The organism is Sinomonas sp. ASV486 (genome assembly GCF_030908215.1).
GTDB classification, from domain to species: domain Bacteria; phylum Actinomycetota; class Actinomycetes; order Actinomycetales; family Micrococcaceae; genus Sinomonas; species Sinomonas puerhi.
The window spans coordinates 15,787-39,725 of sequence record NZ_JAVFJK010000007.1; the positions used below are offsets into that span (position 1 = coordinate 15,787).

22 protein-coding genes and 1 tRNA gene are annotated in these 23,939 nt (G+C 66.7%); 10 read left to right on the forward strand and 13 right to left on the reverse strand.

Going from position 1 to position 23,939, the window contains the following annotated elements:
* Positions 1–3: 3 nt before the first annotated feature.
* From RBS60_RS11270 to RBS60_RS11300, 7 genes are all read left to right on the forward strand, one after another.
* The gene (locus tag RBS60_RS11270; RefSeq protein WP_307957656.1) at positions 4–900 is read left to right on the forward strand and encodes a thioredoxin domain-containing protein; all 897 of its coding nucleotides are present in this window, start codon (positions 4–6) and stop codon (positions 898–900) included.
* Positions 901–1,178: 278 nt separating this feature from the next.
* Positions 1,179–1,255, forward strand: a tRNA-Thr gene (locus RBS60_RS11275).
* Positions 1,256–1,434: 179 nt separating this feature from the next.
* Positions 1,435–1,671: a helix-turn-helix domain-containing protein gene (locus tag RBS60_RS11280; protein WP_307957657.1), complete on the forward strand. Its 237-nt coding sequence runs from the start codon at positions 1,435–1,437 to the stop codon at positions 1,669–1,671.
* Positions 1,672–1,675: 4 nt separating this feature from the next.
* A complete protein-coding gene (locus tag RBS60_RS11285) occupies positions 1,676–2,857 on the forward strand; it encodes a site-specific integrase (protein WP_307957658.1) in 1,182 nt (393 codons plus the stop codon).
* 1,246 nt (positions 2,858–4,103) lie between these two features.
* On the forward strand, positions 4,104–4,454 hold the full coding sequence (locus RBS60_RS11290) for a hypothetical protein (protein WP_307957659.1): 351 nt from the start codon (positions 4,104–4,106) through the stop codon (positions 4,452–4,454).
* The gene (locus RBS60_RS11295; protein ID WP_307957660.1) at positions 4,454–6,223 is read left to right on the forward strand and encodes a TraM recognition domain-containing protein; all 1,770 of its coding nucleotides are present in this window, start codon (positions 4,454–4,456) and stop codon (positions 6,221–6,223) included. Before RBS60_RS11290 ends, RBS60_RS11295 begins: the two co-directional genes overlap by 1 nt.
* On the forward strand, positions 6,220–6,636 hold the full coding sequence (locus tag RBS60_RS11300) for a DUF4913 domain-containing protein (RefSeq protein WP_307957661.1): 417 nt from the start codon (positions 6,220–6,222) through the stop codon (positions 6,634–6,636). Before RBS60_RS11295 ends, RBS60_RS11300 begins: the two co-directional genes overlap by 4 nt.
* Positions 6,637–6,916: 280 nt before the next feature.
* On the opposite strand, the gene RBS60_RS11305 is transcribed toward RBS60_RS11300, so the two are convergent.
* From RBS60_RS11305 to RBS60_RS11330, 6 genes are all read right to left on the reverse strand, one after another.
* Positions 6,917–8,188, reverse strand: a complete 1,272-nt coding sequence (locus RBS60_RS11305; RefSeq protein WP_307957662.1) for a hypothetical protein — start codon at positions 8,186–8,188, stop codon at positions 6,917–6,919.
* A gap of 295 nt (positions 8,189–8,483) precedes the next feature.
* Positions 8,484–8,705: a hypothetical protein gene (locus RBS60_RS11310; protein ID WP_307957663.1), complete on the reverse strand. Its 222-nt coding sequence runs from the start codon at positions 8,703–8,705 to the stop codon at positions 8,484–8,486.
* 516 nt (positions 8,706–9,221) lie between these two features.
* Positions 9,222–9,536: an Lsr2 family protein gene (locus RBS60_RS11315; RefSeq protein WP_307957664.1), complete on the reverse strand. Its 315-nt coding sequence runs from the start codon at positions 9,534–9,536 to the stop codon at positions 9,222–9,224.
* 141 nt (positions 9,537–9,677) lie between these two features.
* On the reverse strand, positions 9,678–9,800 hold the full coding sequence (locus RBS60_RS11320; protein WP_307957665.1) for a hypothetical protein: 123 nt from the start codon (positions 9,798–9,800) through the stop codon (positions 9,678–9,680).
* A 120-nt stretch (positions 9,801–9,920) separates the two neighbouring features.
* Positions 9,921–10,670, reverse strand: coding sequence for a VWA domain-containing protein (locus RBS60_RS11325; RefSeq protein WP_307957666.1), 750 nt, complete (start codon positions 10,668–10,670; stop codon positions 9,921–9,923).
* 170 nt (positions 10,671–10,840) lie between these two features.
* Positions 10,841–11,875, reverse strand: a complete 1,035-nt coding sequence (locus tag RBS60_RS11330; protein ID WP_307957667.1) for a DUF1524 domain-containing protein — start codon at positions 11,873–11,875, stop codon at positions 10,841–10,843.
* A 353-nt stretch (positions 11,876–12,228) separates the two neighbouring features.
* Between RBS60_RS11330 and RBS60_RS11335 the strand changes: the two genes are divergently transcribed.
* Positions 12,229–13,023: a PDDEXK nuclease domain-containing protein gene (locus RBS60_RS11335; RefSeq protein ID WP_307957668.1), complete on the forward strand. Its 795-nt coding sequence runs from the start codon at positions 12,229–12,231 to the stop codon at positions 13,021–13,023.
* A gap of 244 nt (positions 13,024–13,267) precedes the next feature.
* Entirely contained in the window at positions 13,268–15,337 is a 2,070-nt protein-coding gene (locus RBS60_RS11340; RefSeq protein ID WP_307957669.1) for a P-loop NTPase fold protein, read from the forward strand.
* 78 nt (positions 15,338–15,415) lie between these two features.
* Here RBS60_RS11340 and RBS60_RS11345 read toward each other — a convergent pair whose 3' ends face one another.
* The 5 genes from RBS60_RS11345 to RBS60_RS11365 form a co-directional block, all read right to left on the reverse strand.
* Positions 15,416–16,063, reverse strand: a complete 648-nt coding sequence (locus RBS60_RS11345; protein ID WP_307957670.1) for a hypothetical protein — start codon at positions 16,061–16,063, stop codon at positions 15,416–15,418.
* The gene (locus RBS60_RS11350) at positions 16,060–16,677 is read right to left on the reverse strand and encodes a sigma-70 family RNA polymerase sigma factor (RefSeq protein ID WP_307957671.1); all 618 of its coding nucleotides are present in this window, start codon (positions 16,675–16,677) and stop codon (positions 16,060–16,062) included. The genes RBS60_RS11345 and RBS60_RS11350 overlap by 4 nt, the downstream gene beginning before the upstream one ends.
* An 88-nt stretch (positions 16,678–16,765) precedes the next feature.
* Positions 16,766–17,170, reverse strand: coding sequence for a DUF6262 family protein (locus RBS60_RS11355; RefSeq protein ID WP_307957672.1), 405 nt, complete (start codon positions 17,168–17,170; stop codon positions 16,766–16,768).
* Positions 17,160–18,272 carry a tyrosine-type recombinase/integrase gene (locus RBS60_RS11360; RefSeq protein WP_307957673.1) on the reverse strand — a complete coding sequence of 371 codons (1,113 nt, stop codon included), beginning with the start codon at positions 18,270–18,272 and terminating at the stop codon, positions 17,160–17,162. Before RBS60_RS11360 ends, RBS60_RS11355 begins: the two co-directional genes overlap by 11 nt.
* A gap of 1,173 nt (positions 18,273–19,445) precedes the next feature.
* Entirely contained in the window at positions 19,446–20,585 is a 1,140-nt protein-coding gene (locus RBS60_RS11365; RefSeq protein ID WP_307957674.1) for a tyrosine-type recombinase/integrase, read from the reverse strand.
* 119 nt (positions 20,586–20,704) lie between these two features.
* Between RBS60_RS11365 and RBS60_RS11370 the strand changes: the two genes are divergently transcribed.
* Positions 20,705–21,031, forward strand: a complete 327-nt coding sequence (locus RBS60_RS11370; protein WP_307957840.1) for a PDDEXK nuclease domain-containing protein — start codon at positions 20,705–20,707, stop codon at positions 21,029–21,031.
* Between the two features lie 482 nt (positions 21,032–21,513).
* Here the strand turns inward: RBS60_RS11370 and RBS60_RS11375 are convergent, their stop codons facing one another.
* Together RBS60_RS11375 and RBS60_RS11380 are read right to left on the reverse strand one after the other, a co-directional pair.
* Positions 21,514–22,602 (reverse strand): SDR family oxidoreductase, encoded by a 1,089-nt coding sequence (locus RBS60_RS11375; protein WP_307957675.1) that lies wholly within the window; start codon positions 22,600–22,602, stop codon positions 21,514–21,516.
* Between the two features lie 40 nt (positions 22,603–22,642).
* Complete coding sequence (locus RBS60_RS11380) at positions 22,643–23,929, reverse strand: dihydrolipoamide acetyltransferase family protein (RefSeq protein WP_307957676.1); 1,287 nt, start codon at positions 23,927–23,929, stop codon at positions 22,643–22,645.
* Between the last annotated feature and the right edge of the window lie 10 nt (positions 23,930–23,939).

Consider the following 23,939-nt stretch of genomic DNA (forward strand, 5'->3'; position numbering starts at 1 on the left):
ACGATGAGCCCCGCCAACCAGCCACGACAGACCAAGGCAGAGCGCACCGCTGCTGCCCGCGAGAAGGCCCGCCTGATCCGTGAGGAGCAGCAGAAGAAGGCCCGCCGCAACAAGCTGCTCCTCCGCTGGGGCGTCGTGGTGGCGCTCGTTGCCGTGATCGCCGTCGTGGCCCTCGTGGTCACGACGTCGATGCGCCAGAACGCGCCGATCGGGGACACCGGGCCGCGCGCAGCGAACATGAACCAGTACGGCGGCATCACGCTCGGCAAGGATACGGCCGTGACTCCCGTGCCCGCGTCGACCGTCAACGTCGCGGATGTGCCCACGGCGTCGTCCAAGCCGACGCAGGGCCAGGCCGCCAACGCCCCCGGCATTGCGGCCTCCGCGAAGGGCGAGCCGGTCAAGGTGGTCATCTACGTCGACTTCATCTGCCCGATCTGCAAGCAGTTCGAGGACACGTACGCGACCACGCTCAACCAGGACCGCAACGACGGCAAGATCACCATCGAATACCGGCCCCTCGGCTTCCTGGACCAGCAGTCCACCACCAACTACTCCTCGCGCGCTGCGAATGCCGCGGCCGCGGTGGCCAACTCCTACCCGGACAAGTACGCGGCCTTCTTCGCCGCCCTTTACGCCCAGCAGCCCGCGGAGGGCAGCGCAGGTCTCTCCGACCAGAAGCTCAAGGACATCGCGAGCGGGCTCGGGGCAGACATCTCCAAGGCCGTTGACGACAAGACGTACCGCCCGCAGGTCAAGTTCGACACCCAGCTTGCCCTCGCTTCCGGGGTGTCCGGCACCCCGACCGTGATCGTGGATGGCAAGCAGTGGGGCGTCGGCGATGCCACCAACACGCCGTTCGACCAGTTCCTCGCCGCGGCGATCACCGCCAAGGGCTGAACCCACGGTGGTTGAGCGGAGCGTCTGACGAACGACGGCGGCCGGTCCCCTCGAGGGGGCCCGGCCGCTCTCGTGTTCTGGTGTGTTCGCGCGGGCGCTGCGGCTACCCTCGTCCTCCTGAAGTCGCCTTCCCAGAGCAAGTCGCGATTACCTGCACCTCTCGTCGGCAACACGTCCTTCCGTTGGGTCGCTGCCCAACCGGTGCCGATTCCCGGCCACGCGCCGGTTCACGTTACGCTTGTCCGGTACGTCGAGCCGGTTCCTTCCGGCCGCACCACGCCCCCTTAGCTCAGTTGGCCAGAGCATCTGTCTTGTAAACAGAGGGTCGCCGGTTCGAATCCGGCAGGGGGCTCCAGAAAGTCGCGGGGACTCAAGGGTTCCCGTGGCTTCTTAGGCTGTGAGATTTGATCCGGTCATCGAAAACCCATCGCTTTGGCCTCCCTACGCCGTCCCGCCGCTCCTGCACTCCGGCAGGCGGGGGACTGCTCCGGCTGCCTCCGGTCCCTGAGGAGGAGTGCGGCGCACCTGTGGGGCATGGACACCGAACACACCGGCGAGAACCCCTGGGGTCTGGAGACCCTGCTCGACGTCGGCGAGCTTGCCGCGTACCTGCGGGTCCCTGTCTCCACGGTCTACGACTGGCGCACGCGGGGCCTGGGCCCGTGCGCCTACCGCTTCGGCAAGCACCTGAAGTTCGCCGTCTCCGATGTGCGGGTCTGGATCGAGCAGCAGCGCGAGCCCGGGCCGCCCTCCCCGGCGGACGGGAGGTGAGGCGATGAGCCGCCAGCGCCTGGCGGTCGGCACCTTCGGGGAGATCGGCTACCTGCCCGCTGCCGGCGGGCGCAGCGTCGCCCGAGCCCGCTACCGCGGCTGGGACGGCAGGACCCGGCTGGTGCAGGCCACCGGGGAGACCCGGAGGGCCGCGGAGCGGGCACTGAAGGCCAAGCTCGCCGACCGCAGCCTGTTCCAGCCCTCCTCCTCAAGGCTCACCGCGGACAGCCCGTTCCCCGACCTGGTCGCGTACTGGCTCGAAGACCTCGACCTCGAGGACCGGCTCTCGAAACGGACCCGGCAGCTCTACGAGCAGAACATGCAGAGGCTGGTCGTGCCCGCCTTCTCGAACCTGACGCTGCGGGAGGTCGGGGTCGCCCGGTGCGACAACTTCCTCAAGCAGCTCGCGAGGCAGAGCTACAGCCGGGCCAAGCAGGCCCGTGTGGTCCTCCGACTGGCCTTGGGCCTTGCCGTGCGGCACGAGGTGCTGCCGCGGAACCCGATAGACCACGTCTCCCGCCTGCACCGCCCTGCGTCCACGCCGAACGCGCTGACCCCGGCGGAGGTCAACGCGATCCGCGCCGCGATCGCCTTCTGGGAGGCTGGCCGGTCGCCCTCCGGGCCCAGGCCGGACGGCCAGCTGGGCGCGATCGTGGAGGTCATGCTCGGCACCTCTGCCCGGATCGGGGAGGTCCTGGCGATCCGCCGCAGGGACGTCGACATCACCGCGGCCCCGCCCTCGATCCGGATCGCCGGCACGATTGTCAGCCACCGGGGAGAGCCCACGGTGCGGCAGGACCACCCCAAGACGGCGAAGTCGCGCCGCACCGTGGCGATCCCCTCGTTTGCCGCCGAGGCCGTGCGGCGCAGGCTGGTGCAGGTGAAGGATCCGTCTCTGGATGCCCTGCTGTTCTGCAGCAGGGAGGGTACGCCGCTGACGACGAACAACGTCCGGCGCCAGCTCCGCCATGTGATGGACCTCGCCGGGATCACCGGGGTCACCCCGCACATGTTCCGCCGGACCGTCGCGACCGCGATCAACGCCGTGGCCGGGGTCGACCTCGCCGCCGAGCTGCTCGGCCACACGGATCCGAAGATCACCATCCAGCACTACATCCGCCGCAATGAGATGGTGAACCCGGCAACGGCCGAGATGCTCGAGCGTGCGTTCGCGAGGGACGCGTGATCTTCCCCGGCTGCCTGCTTGCGTGCAACGCTGGGTGGGGCGGAGTGCAATGGGACGAGAGCGGTGCCCAATGGGAGGGCAAGGTTCGGTAAGGGGCGGGACGAGCGGGACTCGCGGGACGCGAGAAGCCGTTCCGGCGGTGCCGGGCCTCCGGTGATGGTGGAGCAGGGGGTGGTCTGCTCGCTCACCGGGGTGGCCAGGTCGAGCAAGTTCCTGGGGCTGGAGGTTGAGGACGAGGATGACGTCGACGATGGTGGCTCCGACCATTTTCCGCGAGCCCGCGCGAGCGAATGGGTCGCGGGCATCGTCGTGCTGCGAATGGGGTCACATGGTGCCGCCACCGGGGCGGCACCGCGGGAGATGGGCTTATGCCCGCCGACGGTGAACCGCGACGCCGCCCGCCGTCATCGCGGCCACTGCAGGCGCCGGTGCGAATGGGGGTGACGTGTTTCTGCATGGCGCGGATGCGGGCGAGCGCCTCGGCGGCGAGATGTTCCCGATCGGCGGCCCGGTCTGCGTCTCGGACGCGGGCAGCCGGGCGCGGCCCATTCGGGGGTTCCCGTCCGCCCTAGCGGTGGGGCCACGGTGGCCCCACCGCACGACCTGGGGTTATACCCGGTGCCGCTGAAATGTGAGTCCTCCTGACGACGGGTGGCGGCCTCGGCGATCAGGGCGTCGTCGGACAGGAAGCCGCCGAGCGGTTCGCCGATGATCAGCTCGAGCAGAAGGCCCTGTCGCCCGGCAGTGTGCGTCGGGTCGGGGTTGCCGAGCACGGCGCGCAGCATGACCGGCCACGTGGTGGGGATGTCACGTAACCCGTGGCTCCGGCGGCGCGCGGCCTTGAAGCTCGAGGCCCTCGAGGAGGCATCACTGAGCCTGGCTCGGTTGTGCTTGACCCCTGTACCCGCTGTGGGTGGGCGCCATCCCGGCCGGGTGAGCTCGCCACGGTTCTTCTGCTTGCGGCTCGTCGAGCCCATCAGCGCGGCACCTCCTAGCAGGGAGGTGCACGCGCGATCCCCGCAATCGAGGTCGGTGCGGTGGCGGGACCCGACATGCTCAGCTCATCTGGGCTGACCCTGGACGGCGCCCGGTGGACATGCGCAGGTGGCGGCCGAACGCCGGCACGTCCGGAATCCGAAGCGGCCACTCACGTCGGTGGACAGCAGCGACGGGGCCGGGAGGTGTCGGGCGTGCGCCGGGCGAACCCGGCAGGGAGATCGATCTCGAGTCCGCGGTCACCCACACCATGAGCGACCTCGAGGCCCTGCCCACCGAGGCGGAGCGGATGAAGGCCCGCGGCTTCGTCGAACGCTCCGGCATGGTCGTGGCCGGCGCCCTCCCCTTGGGGGAGATGGAGAAGCTGGGCCGGGCCGTCACCCTCTCCCGGGCCGAGCAGGCCCGCCTGACCTCCTGGGCCGACCCCGGATCCTGGACCGACGTCGGCGGGAACCGCCGACGCGTCCGCCCCGGCCTGGGGAAGTTCCTCTTCAAGGTCGGCGGCCGCCCCGGCATCCCCGTCGCACTGAAGCTCACCAGCGTCGAAGAATCCCTGCACAACACGAACAAGCGCTGGAACCTCGAAGGGGAGGGAACCTGATGGGCGCACCGGGCAGGGGCCACCGTGCCGCCCAGCCGGCGCTGGAGACGACCCTCCTCTGGGCCGGCATCATCGCCGTGGTCCTCGTCGTCGGCGCCCTCACCCTCGCCGTCCACCTCGGCTCCCTCCTCTCCGGCGACGGGCAGAGGCTGCCGGCCAACCCGTTCGAACTGGCCATCGGGCTCCTCACCCACAGGGTGACCTGGCCTCCGGCCGCGACCTGGATCCTGGCGGTCCTGGGTGCTGCCGTCCTCGCCTTGGCCGTCCTGGTGGCCCGTGCGGTGCTGCGGCACCGGGCCCGGGGTTCCCGGGTCGACGCCGCCGCCCAGTACATGGCCATGGGCCGGGACCTGCGCGCCCTGACCCTGGCCGGCGCGATCGCCACCGCCGAAAGGCTCGGGGTGGCCGGCGCCCCCGGCGTCCCGGTCGGGAAGACGGTCCTGGGCGGCCGGATGGTCTACGGCTCCTGGGAGGACATGCACATCGACATCTGGGGCCCCCGCACCGGCAAGACCACCTCGAGGGCGATCCCGGCGATCCTCGCCGCCCCCGGCGCCGTCCTGGTTACCTCGAACAAGCGCGACATCGTCGACTGCACCCGGGACGTCCGCGCAGGGGAGGGGCCGGTGTGGGTGTTCGACCCCCAGTCGGTGGCGCTCGAGGAGCCCGCCTGGTGGTGGAACCCCCTCTCCTACGTCACCGACGAGGTCCGCGCCGCCCGCCTGGCCGACCACTTCGCCGCCGGCTCCCGCGGCCCCGACGCCAAGACCGACGCCTACTTCGACCCCGCCGGCCAGGACCTCCTCGCCTGCCTCCTGCTCGCCGCCGCCCTCGACGGGCTGCCCATCACCCAGGTCCACACCTGGCTCACCCGCCCCGCCGAGGACACCCCGGTGGACATCCTCAAGGCCCACGGCTACACCCAGACCGCCGACGCCGTCGCCGGGGTCGTCAACGCCCCCGAGAAGCAGCGCGGCGGCGTCTACGGCACCGCCCTGCAGATGGCCTCCTGCCTGACCAACCGCCAGATCGCCCACTGGGTCACCCCCCAAGGAGAGAGTGACGGGCGGCCGATGTTCGACCCCGCCGGCTTCGTCCGCGGCAAGGGCACCCTGTACTCGCTCTCGAAGGAGGGCAAGGGCACCGCCGGGCCCCTCGTGACCGCCCTGACCGTCGCCGTCGTCGAGGCCGCCGAGGAGCTCGCCGCCGCCTCGGCCGGCGGACGGCTCGCGGTGCCCATGGTGGGGGTGCTGGACGAGGCCGCGAACGTGTGCCGCTGGCGCGAGCTGCCGAATCTCTACTCGCACTACGGCTCCCGCGGCATCGTCCTGATGACCATCCTGCAGTCCTGGTCCCAGGGCGTCGAAGTCTGGGGCAGGGACGGTATGCGCAAGCTCTGGTCCGCGGCCAACATCAAGGTCTACGGCGGCGGCGTCGCCGAAGCCGAATTCCTGAACGAGCTCGCCCAGCTCATCGGCGACTACCGCTACACCAACACCACCCGCTCCCACTCCCGCCAGGGCACCACCACCAGCCGGGACGACGACCGCAGGGAACGCACCCTCGACGTCTCGGATTTGGCCGCCCTCCCCAGGGGTCGGGCGGTCATGTTCGCCTCCGGCGCCCCCGCCGCCCTGCTCAGGACAGTCCCGTGGAAGGACGGCCCCCACGCCGCCGCCGTCGCCGCATCGGCCGCCGCCCACGACCCCGCCAACCGGCCGGGTCCCGGCGAACGAAACCCACCGGTGCCTGCGGAGGTGTCCGAGTGAGCGACGGCCTGCTGGGGGAGTGGGACGACGAGTTCACCGGCCCTGCCGAGGACGCCGGAGGGGCCGAGGGCGCGCCGCAGCTGTTCTACCCGGACGTCGCCCGCTTCGTCGGCGAGCATCTGGCGTTCGTGTACCGGAGGCACATCAACCCCGGCGGCGGGACCACCTGGTGCCCCCAGTGGTGGAAACACGCCGAAGCCATCAGCCGCCTCGAAGCACTCTGGCGCGCCTGGGAACACCTCCGCCTCGACGGCACCACCGGCATGAGCACCTGGTACCGCGACCACGCAGACCACCACATGGCAGTCCTCCTCAACACCGACGGCCCCTTCAAAGGCTGCACCCCCGAAGACGGCCACCGCACCAGACTCACACCACTGCCCTGCGAGGAACCCCCGGCAGGGCTGTTCTGATCTCTCTGCGGGGACACTGGAGAACTGGTCTGCAAGGCGAGGATCAAGATCTGCACGGCGAGCATGAGGAGTCCCGGATATTCGGGCTTGGTTTCAGTTCCTGACCTAACGTGAGGCACACGATGGATTCATGTTAAGTCGCCCGGACGAACCAAGATGCGTCTAAGGAGTCTAAAGCGTCGCGGACCCCACCACAGCCTTCACTGTGCGGGCCGCGCGCGCAGTTTTCGAGATCTGGCGTCCAGCCAATAATCCAGCTCCGACGGCAGTGGAGCCCCCCTTAGCCCGTCTCCACCTCTCCTGCTGGGTCGATCAAGCTTGCTAATTCACGACTGCTGGCGGCAACATCAGCATCTAGCTCGCTTGAAACGCTCGCCCATAGATAGAGCCCAGGGCCTCGGCCCCGGATCCAAGGGACCCAGATAAGTGAAGCTACAAGACTCCAGGCACCAAGGGAAATACAGGCAAACCAGAATGAGCCTCCGACCAGCAATGGGAAGAAAACGGATGCAAAGTAGGGAATGCCAACCACTGCGGCGCCTACAATGACTGCAGTAGTTCCGTGCCTGCTCCGATAGGCGCGAGATACGAAATAGTAGTGCGAAAAAACCACAACCAGATAGGACGGCGCACCTGACACGACAATCATTATCAAGACGACAAGCACACCGGCTTGGAGCCAGTCCCCTAGATCAGAAGCGCGGATGCTTTCTGGGCTAGCGGAAAGCCAAACCACGAACATTCCAGGGACGCTTGCAACCACAGTGGATGCCAGAAGCGTGCCGAAGAAAATCCGACCCTTATTGTAGCGAAAAGACCCTGAGGCCGGGCCTTTCCATTTTACGACCTCGGCCTCCCAAGCATGTAGGTTCTTGTCTCTGGAAAGCAGTCTTTCCTCGGCTTCTATGACCTCTCTTTTTCGGAGTGGCTTGCCCAGCGGACTGACGTACATAATTCTTGACGTCAAAGTCGTGAGGATTGACAGTGTGAGGAGCGCCAGGAAAGTGCCTGGCTTAGCGATCGTGGTCAGCGAGACAGCAAAACTGAGAGCCGATGCGATAACTGTAAGACCTCTGACCATGCCTGCCCATTGCTCCTTCGCGGAGTCCTCATGGCCTGGACTGGCATTGCGGACTCCAGCGTCTGAATCACCGTCGCGGATGAGAAGTGTCGCCACATAGGCAATATTGAACGAGACGGTGAATACTAGGAGAGTTGTGGCGATAACGACGGCATCAGATGTCGAGATGGTTGCCTCGGTGTTCCATCTTGCCAGCGCTTCCCCGAGTGCAGCCCACGTCCGTCCACGATTCTCGGGACTGCCGAGCTCGGGAACGATATCGGCTATGACTTTACCGTTTGCTGCAATTTGAAGCGCAGAAGCCAATAGCGCAGCCCTGAACGCAAGGTCGGCGGTATGGCGCTGCCCTTCGGACCTCTGTTTCTTCCGACGCGCAGGCCTTGTTCTTTTTGATTCGGCCCGGCTTCCCGTCGATGGAGCATCCTTGAGCGAGTTTAGCGCTCCCCGATCGTCGTCATTTGAGTCAGTCAAGAGTGCCCCCCCCTTCTACACCTGTTCTGTCAAGAGGGAACTCTACCTGTTCTTCCTTTGTCCACTTCATCGAAGACAGGGCGCAGCGGGAGGGGTTCCTCGGCAACCGCTTGCACTCTGTTTTCCTGGAGCAAGAGCTGACTGCCTTGGTATTTGGAACTGAGGGATGACATGACGTCAGAGGTGGGACTGTACTTTCAACGGTGGTGCGCCACGAGGCGCTTGCAGTTCGGATGGACGCAGAGCGCTTGGGCCGGAGTCGTGTCCGGGGCGATACCCCTGCGGCATTCAGGGGTCATGCCTGCCATTCGCACCGTTCAAGGATGGTCCCGTACGCCACGCGCGCATCGAGCTCGACGATGTAGTGCTGGGGGGATCGGCGGATTACAGCGATCCCGCGGTCACCGCGGCCGCGGGCCTGTTCGATGAGGGTGCTGAGGCTTTGTTCGAGCTTCGTCTCGAGATCGCCGCGGGTGTGGGCTTCGATGAGGATGCGCTCCTCGGTCTGCGGGGTCATGGGTGCTCCTTCAGGGCAGGGGTGCTGAGGGCTGCTGGGTTGGCGTCGGCCGCCGCGCGCACCGGGATCCCGCGGGCGCGCACGCTGCGCGCAGGGGGATGCTCCGGGCGGGGCGTCGTCGACGCTCTGGAAGGCGTGGGATCGTCCTCGCGGCCGTGCGCGGGTCCGGTGACGGTTCCGGGCTGGGAGTGGCTCGCTCGGGGGTCTTCGGTGCCGTCTCGGGGCTGGCGGCCGTGGATCGGTCAGGCAGGGATGGGCCGAGGCGGTTGTGCCGGAAGGTGTTGGCCGGGTGTCCCCGGGTTGGCCTTCAGGCCGGGCCGGTGCCGCGCTGCGGGGAGCCGACGGGCGGTCCGCAGGGACAGCGTAACCCGGGGCGGGCCGGAATGCCGTCTGCCGGCTTCGGACGGGGGCCCGGGCGCTGCGGCATGCCGCTCGTGCTGGTGCTCGCGGCAGTGTGGGCGTTGCGGGCCGACCAGTGCCCTGCCCGGCCTGCCGCTCAGGGTCGTCCGTGCGGGGTCAGGCTGCTGCGGCGATGTACCTGTCGACGACCGTCTGGGGGATCCGGCCCCGGGGGCTGACCTTGATCCCGTGGGCGGCGGCCCAGTCGCGGATCACGCGCTGCTGCGGCTTCAGGATGGTGCGGCGGAGCCGCGGCGGACCCTGCCTCCGCGCTGCCCCGGCGAAACCGGCCAGTGCCTCGCGCAGGCGGGCCGCGTTGGCCGTGCTGAGGTCGATCTCGTAGTGGCGTCCGTCGAGTGCGAAGCGCACCGTCTCAGCTGCCGGGGTCCCGTCGAGGTCGTCGACGAGCTCGATGATCACAGTCTTTGCCATGGCTGAGAACCCTACCAGCGGTGCGACGCCCGGGCGGCATCCGTCCGAACGGCTGGCGGCCTACCAGGAGGGACCGCCCGGATGGTCCCTCAGATGAATATGCAATGAAGGGAATATGCGGAGGGGAGTGGCTGCGGGTGTTCAGAAGAGTGTGGGCTGTCCGGGGCCGTCGCTCCAGCCGGTCAGGGCAGTCCAGGGCTCGCCGAGGTCGGCCAGGGCCTCCTCGATGGAGGTCTGGCCCTCGAGCTCCTCAGCCAAGGCCATGCTTCTGACCGTAGAGGCACCCGAGATCCTCCCGGGTCAGGCGCGCGGGCGCTCCTCGGCGGGGTCCCCGCCCCGTGCCGGCAGGGACCCCGGCATCTGGCGGGGCCGTGCGCCCGTGTCCTAGTGGATGTGGCCGCGGGTGCGCTGGTCCGCGAGCCAGCCGGGGTACTCGTCCAGGAGCATGGCATAGAGGTCCTGGGGACTGGTGGCATCCACGTCACCGACGGGCTTGTAGTCGGCATTGTCCACGTACCGGCCCTCGAGGTCGTCCAGCTCCTGCAGGAAGGCGATGCTCTCCCTGCCGATGGAGAGGAACTGCCAGAACACCGGCGCGTAGGACGCGCGGGTGATCTCCCGGACCGCGGCGGCCTTGCTGTCGGGGGAGCCATCGGTGAGGAACACGGCCAGGACGGGCTGCCCGTCGCGCGCGTCCACCGCGCTGAAGCCGGCGCTCTTGCGGAAGAGCCCGCCGCCGGCCTTCGGTGCGAGCCTGAAGTGGTCCAGGACGGTGCGGAACGCAGCGGCGTAGTCGGTGGTGCCCATGCGGCGCTTGACGGTGATCTTGGCGATGGCGTCGCGGAAGTTCTCCAGGGTCACGGTGCCCTCGTGGCGGGCAGCGCTGTCGAAGGTGAACAGGTCGATCTCGCCGTCGTCGTCCAGGTGCACTCCGAGGGCGAGGATGGTCTGGGTGAGGCGCTGCATGGCCCCGCTCTCGTACTTGCTGCGCATGGAGCCGGAGTAGTCGAGCACGAGGGCGACCTTGGCCCTCTGCCCGTTCAGGCGGGCGGTGTCGATCGCGTCGGCGGCCGTCTTGGCCAGGGTCAGGAGTTCGGGGGCCTTCTGCTCTACCTTCTCCAGCGAGATTCCCATGGTCGGGGTTCCTTTCACGTGGTGTCGTCCTGCCCCCGCGGTCGCGGGGGAGGAGGGGCGCGTCGTCGGGGGGCTGGCGTCGGCCGGACCCGTCTGCAGGTGGCCGTCGCGGGCCACGAGGGGATAGGCGGCGGCGGGAGGCACCGTCCGTGCCTTCCGCCCCGGGCAGGCTACTTCTCGCAGGCGATGCCGTCGCCGTCGCGGTCCAGCGCGGGCCGGTAGCCGGGCTGGCCGCGGTACAGCGGTGCCGCCCCGGCGGCCTTCGCCGCCGTGCAGTTCGCGTAGTAGGCACCCGCCGGTGCAGGCGCCGGTGCCGGTACAGCAGGGACCGGTGCCGGTGCTGCGGGGGCCGGTGCCGCGGCAGGGGCGGGGGCGGGCTGGTCAGTGGGGGCGAGCTGGTCGGGGCAGTCGGTGAGGATCCGGGCGATGGCGTCATGCTCGGCCTGGGTGACCCAGAGGCTGTAGGTGGCCTTGACCGAAACCTGCCGGGCCACATAGGTGCACCGGTAGGGCCTGTTCGGCGGCAGCCAGGTCGCCGCGTCCCCGTCGCCCTTCTGCTCGTTGGTGGGCCCGTCGGTGGCCTGCAGGTTCAGCGGGTCGTTGGCCAGGGTGGTGCGCTGGGCGGGGGTGAGCTGCTGGGCACCCTTCTGCCACGCGTCCGAGAGGGCCACGACGTGGTCGATCTGCACCGCGGTGCTGGTCGCGTTCCCGCGCACGAACTGGATCGCCTTCCCGGTGTACGGGTCGGCGAGAGTGCCGGAGGCGACCTTGCAGGGGACGCTGTTCACGTACGCGACGCCGGTGAGGTCGCGCCTGAGGATGTCGTTCCGGGTGTCGCACCCGTTGTGGTCCACATCCGCCCAGGCGGGGCCGAACTGGGCCCGGTCGTAGCCGGTCTTCGGCGCCCGGCCCTTCACCGGCAGCTTCGCCAGCAGGTCCAGGGCCCTGGTCGCGTACGCGGGCTGCGCGTTCGGCGCCGACCCGTCCGCCGCGACCGCGGCGTCCGGGTCCAGCGGCTCGCCCGTCGCAGACGGCGTCGGGCTGGGGGTCTTCGTCGCCGTTGCGGCAGATGGCGTCCGGGTAGGGGCTGCCTGCACCGCCGGCGCGGCAGCGCCGCAGCCGGCCAGGAGCAGCACGAGCGCCGCGCCTGCAGCGGCTGCCCCCAGGCCCTGCCAGGGCCGGACGGCGCAACGCGATGCGGGCATGCCGGGATCAGTGGGCGTCTTCGGTCCGTTGCCGCACGGCGGCTGGGCGTGGCTCATATTCTCTTGTTCCCCCATGGTGAGAATTTCCGGTCTCGGGCCCCGGCGGTGCGGGCCGGGCCGACAAGGCCTGAGTCTAGGTCCCGCCACTGCCCACAGGGACGGAACGCGCCGGAGCGGCTGGCCTCACGCGCAGTGCCGGGGTCCGAGGCAGGCCACCGGGCCCCGATCGGGCAACAGGCTGTTGCGCGATCGGGGTCGACTGCGGAGGGCGCCGGGCTGGGGGCCAGGGGCCCGGAGCCGCTCGCGGCAGCGCGGCCGAAGAGCATCCGATGGAGGCGACTAGGGTGATTCCCATGGCACAGCTCGAGCCCAACCTGCCCGGCGGATACGCGGACGCTCTCGCCTCGCTCAAGTCCCAGGTCAGGGCGGCCCAGCACCATGCCCAGCGCGTGGTGAACACCGCCATGATCGAGCTCTACTGGGGCATCGGCCGCACGATCCTCCAGAGGCAGGAGACCGCGCCCTGGGGGAGCAAGGTCCTGGACCGTCTCGCCTCTGACCTGCGGGCCGAGTTCCCCCACATGAAGGGGTTCAGCCGGCGCAACCTCTACTACATGCGCGCCTTCGCCGAGGCGTGGCCCGAGCAGATTGTGCAGACGCCGTCTGCACAGATCACCTGGAGCCACAACGTCGTCCTGCTCGACAAGGTCCCGGACCACCAGACCCGCCTCTGGTACGCAGCCAAAACGGTCCAGCACGGTTGGTCGGTGGCGGTGCTCGAGCACCACATCCTCACCCGGCTCCACACCCGTGCCGGGGCTGCGCCGAACAACCTCGAGGCGCGCCTGCCGGGGGAGGGGACGGACCTGGCACGGGAGGTCGCGAAGGACCCACTGGTGCTGGACTTCCTCGGCCTGACCGAGGAGGCCGACGAGCGCGCCATGGAGGAGGCCATGACCCTGCGCATGTCCCAGACCCTGGCCGAGTTCGGCCCCGGGTTCGCATTCGTCGGGCGCCAGTACCGGCTCTCGATCGAGGGCGACGAGGACTACTTCATCGACCTCCTCCTCTTCCTTATCTACAGCTACGCAATGGCGAGGTCCGTAGTTGTCCAGCGAGACCCAGCCTGTCGTCTGTCTGCCATGTAACTGACGTAGGGGCGAGAGCTTGTTGCGCGGGATGCCGTCTGCAGCGTTTGTATCGGTCAGTGATACAAACGCTGCACTCCGTTGGCTCGTCCGAAGCCGCGAAACGCAAAGCGCCGGTGCGGCCTGATCGATGAGTCTCTGCGGTCCGGGGTCGTAGACTCGGGCAGGCGTGCGACAACAGCCCGAGGGACTACCTCCCTTGGGCTGCAAGCGGCGGTGAACCAGACGTGGACTAGGGGGCGTTATGGCAGAGGATCTCGACGAACTGCGACCGCCGGTCGACCACCCGATCACCACGTCCAAAGAGGACTCACTCCAGCGCGCTCCGTTGGCGCATGATTTCGCCAAGAGCCTGCGATCACTCAGCACTGATCAGGGCGTCGTTGTCGGCGTCCTCGGTCCTTGGGGCGTCGGCAAGAGTTCCTTCATCAATCTGATGAGGGAAGAGTTTGCGGCGGATCCCGCCCTCACTGTCGTCGATTTCAACCCTTGGCTCTTTTCGGGAACACAACAGCTCACGGACTTCTTCTTCGCTGAGTTGTCGTCCCAGCTTCGACTCAAAGACGGCAGCCGTTTCGGCGCGATCGCAGATCGCATCGACGAGTACAGCACGGTCCTGAGCCCGTTGGCCCTCATCCCGGGCTTCGGCTCCTGGTGGGATCGTTCGGTCAAGGCGCTTCAATCGGCCAACAGCATCCGCAAGAAGCGCGCCAGCGCAACGTCCAAGCGGACCAAGGTGGCAGACGCACTCGAACAGGTTGACCAGCCAATCGTGGTCGTAGTCGATGACATCGACCGACTTACAACTCCTGAGATCCGCGACATCTTCAAGCTCGTGCGCCTCACGGCCAGCTTTCCCAACCTGATCTATGTGCTCGCGTTCGATCGCCATCGCGTCGAAGCAGCCCTCGACGAAGACGGTGTCCCTGGGCGGGCATATCTGGAGAAGATCATCCAACTGGCCTTCGATCTTCCTGCTGTCCCCGATACCCTGCTACGTTCGAAAGTCTTCGCGGAGCTCGACAGAATCCTCGAGGGCCTCGAAGACTCTCTCTTCGACTCCACGCGATGGGCCGACATCTACTTCGAGCTCGTGGAACCACTGATGTCCAACATGCGGGACGTGTCCAGGCTTGCCCTCTCTGCCAAGTCGACGATCAATGCGCTGCACCAGGACGTCGAGCTCGTTGACGTCATCGCCCTGGAAGCCATACGAATCTTCCGGCCCGAGATCTTTGCAGACCTCCAGTCAGTACGAGCATTGCTCACCAACATTGGATCATTCACGGACCTGCTGCTCAGGCAGCACAAGGCCAGGATGGAGGAGGTACTTGAAAAGTCCGGGAACGCTGATTTCGTCAAGAACGTCATCAGACGACTGTTCCCGGCCGCCCAGCGCCTCTTTGAGAACTACTCGTATGGCCCGGGTTCATTGAGCCAGTGGCGCCGCCAGCACAGGGTCGCACATGCCGACTTTTTCTCGCTCTACTTGGATCGGGTCGCTCCCGCAGAATTGGCCTCGTTCCGTTCGGCGGAGCACGCGTTCACTTTGATGACCGAGGCTTCGGAACTCGACGAATTCCTTGATTCAATCCCCGATGAAAGTGTCGAGGATACGATTGGCGCGCTCGAGGCATACGAAGGGGAGTTCCCTCTGGAAGCCGTCGTGCCGTCCGCTGTCGTCCTCCTTAATCGAATACCGAAGCTACCCCATCGGCCGAATCAAGGGGTCTTCGGGATCAGCCGGCCTGACCTGACCGTCGTGCGGGTCGTGGTGAGAATGCTGCGGCCCATTGAGGACGAGAGCGAACGCGAGACTATCGTGCGCCGAATTCTCGCCAATGTGCACAGCTATTCGTCTCGGTTTCTCCTCATCCGCTCAATCGGCCACATCGAAGGCAGCGGATCGCGGCTCATCAGTGAGCCCGTCGCGGCGGAGCTGGAGGGCCAACTTGTCGATGAAGCCCGATCAGTCCTGCCCACTGACTCCGGCCAAGAATGGGACCTGCTTCGCGTGTATCTTTTTGCCACGTCCAGGGACGGAGAAGCCAGTCCCGTCAACGTCTCAGGCAATCCAGAGTTCGTACGGGATCTTCTGGCTTCAGCTAAGTCCTACCGTCGAACGCAGGCAATGGGTTCGCGGCATGTGGACATCGAGCCGGAACTTGCATGGGATGCGCTCGTGAAAGTAATCGGGGAGGACCAACTTAGGGAAAGCGTCGCTTTGCTCCGCCAGACCGACGCCGAAACGGAGCTTGTCGGCCTTGCAGAGAAGTATCTGTCTGGATGGCGCCCGCCGGAGTGGCCGGAATAGGCGCACGACGCGGAGAACCCTGTGCTCTCATGTGCCCGTCGGACCGACTCCGGCGGTCGAGCAGGCAAAGAGTTTGGGCTATTTCTCGAGGGCGGGCATTCCGAGCCGGGCGCAGATCTCCGGTTCTCCCGGGATGACGGCGACGGTGTTGTCAACGACGCATTCGGCCAGATGCGGGATGTAGTGACCGAAGCGGCCCAACAGGTCTGGGTCCGACGCGAGCGGGTGCCCGTTCTGGTCCTTGTAGTTATGGCCGGGGACGACGCTCCCGGGTACGGGGGACACGAAGCCCGTGGGGATGAGGTCGTCGGTGAACCCGGCGGGGTTCATTAGCCCCTGACTCCAGACACGGCTGCAGAGGTTCACGGGGTCGCTGACTTGCCTCATACCCGCGTTCCTGTCGTCCGGGTTCGGTCCCTTCTGCGCGTCGAACCCCGTGTCGAAGATGCCAGCTGTGATGTACGGCGGCATGGTCGACCCGGGGGGCCTAGTGGTGAGATCGGCGTGGAAGTAGCAGCGGATGTCCCGCTTGTCGTTCACCGGTGCGAGTGCCGTGTAGATGCCGGCCGCGGTGGTGCCGACCAGCGCTGTGCCAGCGACGGCGATGACCGCCGGGAAAGCAGGCCACCTGCGGACGGGCTTGGGTTTGCGGCGCGCTTCCTGGATGAGCAAGTTCCGGACGCGGTCCTTCGTGTCCTTCGGATAGGTCACTTCCGACAGGTTCATGACATCCTCGCTTCAACGATCTTGGCGTCGATTTGGTCGACGTGCTCGGCTCCGTTCAGTCTGGCCAGCTTGGCCCGTGCCCGGTGCAGCCGGGACTTGACCGTGCCGGGCCGCACGCCGAGGGCCTTGGCAGCCTCTTCCTGGGTAAATCCGCTCATCAGGCACAGAATCACGACGTCCCGTTCCCCGTCGTTCAGCCCCGCGGCGGTATCAAGCAGCTCTCGCACCACGCGTTCAGCGTCGAGCCTCGACGCGACGGCCTCGGCGTGGTCGGCCTCAAGTTCGCCGTGGCGCGGGTCCGAGTACGGCAACCTTGCAAGGAAATCGGCATGCCTGCGGGAAGCCCTGGCACGGTTGCGGTTCGCGTTCGTGGCGACCCCGAGAAGCCACGGCAGAACCGTGTCTCTCTCCGGCCTGAGCCTGTTCCGTTGTCGCCACGCCTCCAAGAACGTGACCGAGACGAGCTCTTCCGCGTCGTGCCAGGACCCACAGCGGGAAAGGCAATACCGGAAGACTGCGTTGGCGTGTCGGTCGAAAAGTACCCCGAAGGCCTCGGCGTCGCCGGCGATGCACTTGCGCCACAGATCTTCGTCGGGTTCCCCCATCAGCCTCATGCCTCGTAGTGTCCGCAGGACCCGAAAAGGTTCCCGGTTCGCAAAATGGTCTTCGAGACGGTCCATCAGTCCGTCGGGGCCACCCGTTTCATCCTGTTGTTCGATTTCGCGGGGCCCCACCAGCCAAGCGGAGCTCGCCGTAGGCGATTTCGAGTTGTTTGCGCAGTGCCTGGTTTTCCTCGCGCAACTGCTTGTTACGGGCTAAGAGGTTTTCGACCTTCGCCAGCAGGGAGGCGGGGGTCGTTCGCTGGTTTGTGGGGATCCCAGGCTTTCGGCCGCCATTCGCGTCGTTCAGTTCTCGGAGCGCTGCGATGACGTCCGCCTGGGCGTAGATGTAGGCGCGGGAAACACCTGCCCTGCGAGCCACCTCGGTGACGTTCGCGGTTTCCCCACTTGCGTGGAGGTCTCTCAGGACGGCGACGACGCGTTCTCGGGAGGCGGCCTTGCGCTCGGCGGCGGCCTTGGCCAGATGGCGGCTGTTGTCAGCTCGCACGATTGGCCTCGCTGGCTCCCGTCATTTCGGCCCGGCCGCCCACGACAACTTCGTTGGGCGAGCAGCCTCGGCATGCCCCGATGATGCGGGTGAGGTTCTCTAGGATCTCTTCGTTCTTCTCAACGATGCGACTGTGGCCCTTGGACTTTGAGACGTCGATGAGCTCCAGCGTCGTCCGCAGTTGGGCCTCGTGCTGGGGGAGGAACTCGGGAGTGGTGATGAACAACGGGCAGGTTAGGCAGGGGTTGGCGTGCTCACAGGCGCTCTGGACGGGCATTCCGCAGAAGCCGTTCGGGAGGGTCTGCTTCGCCCTGTCCAACCCAGCTCGCGACCACTGTGCGTCCGCCAGAGGATGGTCCTCCGAAAGGGTGACCTCTTCTCCGCGAGCGTTGATCTTCCGCGCCCTCTCCCAGCTGGCGCGGACGGTCTTGTCATGCAGCCGGGCGTAGTGGTTGGTCATCTCGGCGGAGGTGTGATCCAGAAGCTGCTGCACGATGTGCTGCGGCACATCCCTATTTATAAGTCGCGTGCCGAACGTGTGCCGGAACTGGTGGGGCGTGATTTTGACCGGCCGTCCCAGCTCATCAGATACGGCTATGGCCGCGAGCCACCTCTTGAAGTGGTTGCGGAACCCCTCGGGTTGGAGTGCCTTGGTGCCGTCAGGGTTTGACTTGTATGCGGGGAATAGTACGGCAGCCGAGCCCGCCTCGTAGCGATTCCGGACTCGAAGCTGTTGCGCCTTGATGCGCTGGGCGGTTCCCTCGTCCACCGGGGCGTAGGCATCGCGCTTCATCTTGTGGTTGTAGTAGGCCAGATATGGGTTGCCGTCGCCATCGACAACGAGGCAGTCCAGCTGCAGACCGATCGCGTCTGAGATCCGCAGCCCGCACCGGATCATCAGCTCGAGAACGAGACGGTAGTCGGGATTGGCCATCTTCGCGACGTTGGCCTCGTCCTCGATCTGGGACATGACGAACTCGCTGACCGCCCGTGCGGGCAGCCGCTCCGTCAGCCGCGGTATGTCCTGGGGATAGATCGTGCTCGAAGCGGGCAGCCCCGGCGCCCACTCGTACTGATGCACGTCGCGCAGGAATGCCCTCACCGCACACAGGTGCTTCGCCCCTCGACTCTGCCCTCTGAACACGCATGCCGAGATCCGCTGCCCACCCTTCGATCAGGGACCTCGAGAGCTCCTCAGCTGAGTGCGGAATGGCGTCGCCCGCCTGGAGGTATTGGCCGAAGTCCGTGAGGGAGCCGAGGTCGAGCGTCACGGTGTTCACGACGAAGCCCCTGCTGAGCCTGTGGCGGGTCCAGCGCTTGACGAGATCCCGCAGCCAAGGGATGCGGAAAGGGACGAAGTCCAGTTTCCGCCTCGGGTATTCCGGATGGCCGAGGCGGGCGAGTCTCCACGAATCGCGTTCGTACTCGGTCCGCCACCCGGCCCCGTTCAGGAGAGTGTCCACCTGCTCATAGCCCCAAGCGAGGAAGGATACCGAGGGGCGGCCCCCCGGCCCGGGATTGATCAGCCTCTTCCACTCCTCAGGGGTGTGGTCGAGGAAGCTCTGCGCCCCCGTGGAGCGCAGCAAGCGCATCGCGCGATTCCACATGTACACATTGGCGCGGCGCCGCCCGTGGTCCGCCCAGCATTGGAAGGCGTACTGGATCTCCAACGCGAGCTGGTCCGGGAGGCCCCTGAGATCGAGTGCCGGGACGCCAGCCTCGTAGATCTTCACGACGAAATCCTCCAAGGTCATGCCCGGATTGTGCACACCGATTCTCTTCCACTGGGCGAAGTGGTTCCCACAGAAGACCTGCTTGCCATCCCTCCACAGCCCGCAGTCGGGGAACTGGCATTCGAGCTGGGGCCCGATCTCAGCGAGCGGGGACGCCCGGCTGGCCCACTGCGCGGGATCCTCAGCGGAGCCGTACAGCCTCCAGAGTCGCGCGTGGCGGCTGCACAGGCCGTGGCTCTTGCGGGCGAAGAGGCACCCACTGACGGTGCAGCCGGAATATGTGTGGATCGGGGTAACCGTTGACAGCCAGACGTCCCAATCCGCGCCTCGGGCCCTTGCATGTTTCCACCTCTGCGAGTGCGCGTTGCAGAGGTCCTTCCGCGTGAAGGCCTCGTTGTCGCAGGATGCCACCTTGCAAATGCCGTACGAGAACATGGGGTGCGCGGCCAAAGCGACCAGGATGTCCTTCCTGAACTCGGGCCGGACAGCCGCGGTCAGTATCCCCAGGGCGGAGTCGGCCGGTGCCAGAAGAGGGGAGGCCATCACAGTCCTTCCTCGCCCGTCGGTGTTCCCGGCCAAGCTGATTCGAACCAGCCAGCATCCGTCAATGCCGCTCGCGCATCGGCCGCGGTCAAGTGGCCGTATATGCCAAGGGTCGTCTGGATACTTGCGTGTCCCATCAGCCGCTGGACGACCGCCCAGTCGGTGCCGCGCCGGATCAGCTCGGTGGCATAGGTGTGCCGCAGCTGGTGGGGGGTGAAGTTTTCGAGGCCTGTCAGCACCCTGAGGCGGAGCACGAGATCGCGCACCCCGGAATACGTCACCGGATGCCCGCGGCGGCCGCCCCAGAGATTCACGAACACGTAGTCCGAGTCGACGGAGCCGCACTCCTCGTCGATGTAATCGGCGTAGAGGGTGAACAGCTGGGCGTTGACCGGAACGCTGCGCGCCTTCTGCCCTTTGACCCGCGCGCCATTGCTGTTCTCGCGGGGAACAATGTCGACTTCCTGCCGCGAGATGCTCAGATCGCTGTGGCGAAGGCCGAGCACCTCGCCGACCCTCATCCCGGTCTCGAACAGCGTGCCAATCAGCAACCGGTCCCGATGCCGGCCGCACGCTGCCAGGACGCGCGCGATGTCCTCGCGCGCGATCACTTTGGGAGCGGGCCGAGTGACGCCTCGGAGCCGGATCTCACGCCGGACCGCTCCGCTCATCGCGTGGTCCAGGAACGGCTTGAACCGTCCCCGTCCCGCACCTGCCACCCAGCGGGACATCTGCAGATCCACCAGCGCATCGTGACGCCGCTGGAAGTCATAGAAGGCCGACACCGCCGCGAGCTTGCGCTCCAGCGATCGCTCCCGAAGCGAGGGGGCCGCCCTCGGCAGCACCGCGACACCCTTGCCCCGGTATTTAACCGGCGTCCTCAACCAACCAACCCACTCGCCGATGTCCTGCAAGCCCAGGGCGCGCCAATCCTTCTCGGTCTCATCCAGCCACCAGAAGAGGTCTTTGAGGTCGTGCGCGTAGCCCTTGACCGTGTTGGGAGAGTAGCTCGTCCGCTGGAGGTGGGCGAGAAAAGCCTCGACAGGCTTGACCGGCCTCATTCCCGCGTCCACAACCGTGTATGAACGCTCATCTGTGTTCGGCAACGCCATCGCCTGCACGCGCATGAATCCAGCCATCCCGCCTTCTCGTCGTTGACACGATCAGGATGATCGCCAACGACGCAGTTTTCGGGGTGCCACACCGTGCGTGAATTACATCACTGTCATCCCAGCGAAGGCTCCAGATAATCTTCCACATACCTTCCAGCCGCTACGTTGTGGTCGAGTTGAAGTCCAAACGCTTCCGGCCCGAGCACCTCGGGCAGCTGAACTTCTACGTCGCCGCGGTCGACGGCATGCTCCGCCTGGGCCACCATGCCCCGACCGTGGGGATCCTGGTCTGCGGGTCCAAGAACGACCAGACCGTCCGGTACGCGCTCGACGCCTCAGCGACCCCGGTCGCCGTCGCCGCCTACACCTACGACACCCTCCCCGCCGAGGAGAAGGCATCCCTGCCCTCACCGGCGGCCATCACCGCCGCCCTCGAGCAGGGCACCGCTGCCGGAAAAGTGGAGCCCGAGTGACCCAGGGCCCGCAGCGGATCCCAGCCTTCCCGCGGGTCCGCGTACGAGCCCGTGCGCGTCGTGGCCCTACCGGCGCGGTGCCCCGTCCGGAGTGGGACGCCTCCGAGTAAGCCAAGCTCCCCGCCTACGAACACCCCTGCCCGACCAGCTGGCCGGAGATCCCGGCCCGATGGCTTGGACTAGCCTGAGTACTCTAGTTTCTGCCTGGCGATAGCGGCGCTTGGGTGGACTTCCCCGTCATTTGGATCAGCCGCCCGAAGCTGACTCAATTCTTACTCCATCTCGATGGTCGAAGGCTCGGCGGGGACCGCTGTCGGCGACGACCCAGAGGACTGTCGAATCAGTAGTCTTCGTGTCGACAGTGGCTGTGTATAGGGTTTTGCGTGGCTCAGTGACTGTGACGCGGTTGCCAGCGCTGAGAGATCTCCAATCCTCGGCTGGCGTCTCAGGTGCAGTGGAGGTCCTGTCCCCCCTTGTTCGAGTCAAGGTATGACCCCATCTGAGCGGTAACGGTCGAAGAGCCCCAGGAAGGAGTCCTCGGTGCGCCGGTAGCCGGTGAATCCGGCGAGGCGGCTCTTGCTCATGTCGGCAAGTGCCTCGAAGTTGCGTCCGAGGTCGGCGTCGGTGTGCCACCATGAGGCCACCCGCCGGAGGTCCCGTTCTTGGAGGCTGTGCTCGTCCGCGATCGTTGCCCAGATCTTGTCCGCGCCGCGCATCTGCTCCACCAAGGGCCGTGGGTCGCCGTTGAAGCCCTCGGGTTCCACGCGGAAATAGGATGCGAGCTTCGGCCACATCCTTCGCCAACGGAAGACATCGCCGTTGACGATGTTGTAGGCCTCGTTCGCGGCCGCAGGAGTGGTTGCGGCCCAGATCATGTGTTCGGCCAGCAGGCTTCCGTCGGTCATGTCCGTCAGGCCATTCCATTGGGTCTCTGAGCCGGGGAAGACGAAGGGGCGTCCGAGCTTCCGACAGATGGTCGCCTGCGCGGCGAGGGTGAGGCCCATGTTCATGGCGTTCCCGACGGCGTGGCCCACTACGGTGTGGGCACGGTGCACCGACCACCGGAATCCCTGCCGTTCGGCAGCGGCCACCAGCTCGTCCTCCTGCGCGTAGTAGAAGTTGTCCACGGGAAGCCGGGGCTCATCTTCCACGAATGGCGTGTCGGGCATCTGGCCGAGGCCATAGGCCTCGAAGGGGCCGATATAGTGCTTCAGCCCCGTCATCAGGGCCACGTGCTCGACAGGTGCGTGGGCGAGCGCAGCGAGGACGTTGCGGAGCATCCCGGCATTGACCGCGATGTTTTCTTTTTCCGTTGCCTGGCGGGACCACGCGGTGAAGAAGACGTGCGTCGGTCTCTCGTCCGCCAGCGCCTGGGTAAGGCTGTCGGGGGAAGAGAGATCGGCGCGGATATGGCGGCTGTTCCCGTGGGCCGTCGGTGTTCGTGACAGACCGGCGATGTCCCAGCCGTCCTGTTTGGTTATCCTCTCGACGATCGCGGAACCGGCAATGCCGCTTGCTCCGACGACGAGAGCCGATTTGCGAAGGCCTGCATGCTCTGCGGTCTCTGCCATGACTGAGGTTCTCCTATCCAAACAGGGTGTCGGGGGCGGGTCAGAGCAGGATGCTCATCGGGTTCTCGATACGGCGCTTGAAGGCAGCCAGGAGTTGGGCGGCCACGGCTCCGTCGATTGCCCTGTGGTCGGCCGACAGGGTGCAGGTCATGACGGTCGCGATCGTCAATTCGCCGTTCGTGACAACGGGGCGTGGTTCGGCCGCGCCGACAGCCAAGATCCCTGCCTGCGGCGGATTGAGGATGGCCGAGAACTCCCGCGTGCCGTACATGCCCAGATTGGTCAGGCTGAAAGATCCCCCCTCCAGCTCCTGCTGCCTGATCTTGCCTGCGTCGGCGCGCTGTTTGTAGTCGGAGGTCGCGCGGCAGACGGAGCCGATGGACATGTTCTCCAGATTGCGCACCACGGGGGTGAGGAGGCCGTCGTCGGTGGCGATGGCCACCGAGATGTCCACGCTCCGGAAGTAACGGATGCGGTCGCCCTGCCAGGCGACGTTCGCTGCGGGCACGTCGACGAGGGCTCCGGCGAGGGCCTTGAGGATGAGGTCGTTGACGGTGGCTTTCTGTCCCGCCGCCGCCAGGCTCGCATTGACCTGGGTCCGCAGGTCCAGCAGTGCGTCCATTGTGACGTCTGCCGATGCGTAGAAGTGCGGAACTTTGGTCTTCGATTCGGTCAGTCGCCGGGCGATGGCGCGGCGCATGCCGGACAGCGGCTTGTCTTCGTAGCCTTCAGTCGCGGCCCGGGGCTCTTCGGATTCCTTGGCCGCGACGGGTTCCTGAGGTGCGGCGGGCTGGGCGGCGATCCTCTGAGCTGCCGTCTCGACGTCCCGACGGAGGATTCGGCCGTCTGGTCCCGACCCTGTCAGGTCGGCGATCGTGACTCCCATGTCCTTGGCCAGCTTCCGGGCAAGAGGAGAGCTGAACACTCTGCCGGCGACCTGGGGTTCGGCGACCTCCACGTTGGGAGCTTCGGCGGGGACATGGTCAGGGGCGGGCGCTTCCGTGTCGTGCGGTACCGGCTGTCCGGCGGCGGTGAGGACGGCGTGTCCGGCGGCGGCGATCTCCCTGTCGATGGTGGCCTCGTCCTCGCCTGCTTGGACGAGCACGGCGATGGGTTCGCCGACTTCCACCGAGGTGCCGGGGTCGATGAGGAGGCGTCCGACCGTACCTGTGGCCTCTGCTTCCAGCTCGACCGTGGCCTTCTCGGTCTCGATCTCGGCAATCGGCTGGCCGACAGCGATCGTGTCTCCGACGGCGACCAGCCAGTCCTGCAGTGCTGCTTCTGTTGCGTCGGCCACGACGGCCGGCATGGTGATAATGGTTGCCATGGTTCTGTGG

Coding starts and splice junctions, on each gene's coding strand:
- RBS60_RS11270 (WP_307957656.1), top strand. CDS start 4: ATGAGCCCCGCCAACCAGCCACGACAGACCAAGGCAGAGCGCACCGCT.
- RBS60_RS11280 (WP_307957657.1), top strand. CDS start 1,435: ATGGACACCGAACACACCGGCGAGAACCCCTGGGGTCTGGAGACCCTG.
- RBS60_RS11285 (WP_307957658.1), top strand. CDS start 1,676: ATGAGCCGCCAGCGCCTGGCGGTCGGCACCTTCGGGGAGATCGGCTAC.
- RBS60_RS11290 (WP_307957659.1), top strand. CDS start 4,104: ATGAGCGACCTCGAGGCCCTGCCCACCGAGGCGGAGCGGATGAAGGCC.
- RBS60_RS11295 (WP_307957660.1), top strand. CDS start 4,454: ATGGGCGCACCGGGCAGGGGCCACCGTGCCGCCCAGCCGGCGCTGGAG.
- RBS60_RS11310 (WP_307957663.1), bottom strand. CDS start 8,705: ATGACCCCGCAGACCGAGGAGCGCATCCTCATCGAAGCCCACACCCGC.
- RBS60_RS11315 (WP_307957664.1), bottom strand. CDS start 9,536: ATGGCAAAGACTGTGATCATCGAGCTCGTCGACGACCTCGACGGGACC.
- RBS60_RS11320 (WP_307957665.1), bottom strand. CDS start 9,800: ATGGCCTTGGCTGAGGAGCTCGAGGGCCAGACCTCCATCGAGGAGGCC.
- RBS60_RS11325 (WP_307957666.1), bottom strand. CDS start 10,670: ATGGGAATCTCGCTGGAGAAGGTAGAGCAGAAGGCCCCCGAACTCCTG.
- RBS60_RS11330 (WP_307957667.1), bottom strand. CDS start 11,875: ATGCCCGCATCGCGTTGCGCCGTCCGGCCCTGGCAGGGCCTGGGGGCA.
- RBS60_RS11335 (WP_307957668.1), top strand. CDS start 12,229: ATGGCACAGCTCGAGCCCAACCTGCCCGGCGGATACGCGGACGCTCTC.
- RBS60_RS11340 (WP_307957669.1), top strand. CDS start 13,268: ATGGCAGAGGATCTCGACGAACTGCGACCGCCGGTCGACCACCCGATC.
- RBS60_RS11345 (WP_307957670.1), bottom strand. CDS start 16,063: ATGAACCTGTCGGAAGTGACCTATCCGAAGGACACGAAGGACCGCGTC.
- RBS60_RS11350 (WP_307957671.1), bottom strand. CDS start 16,677: ATGAGGCTGATGGGGGAACCCGACGAAGATCTGTGGCGCAAGTGCATC.
- RBS60_RS11365 (WP_307957674.1), bottom strand. CDS start 20,585: ATGGCTGGATTCATGCGCGTGCAGGCGATGGCGTTGCCGAACACAGAT.
- RBS60_RS11375 (WP_307957675.1), bottom strand. CDS start 22,602: ATGGCAGAGACCGCAGAGCATGCAGGCCTTCGCAAATCGGCTCTCGTC.
- RBS60_RS11380 (WP_307957676.1), bottom strand. CDS start 23,929: ATGGCAACCATTATCACCATGCCGGCCGTCGTGGCCGACGCAACAGAA.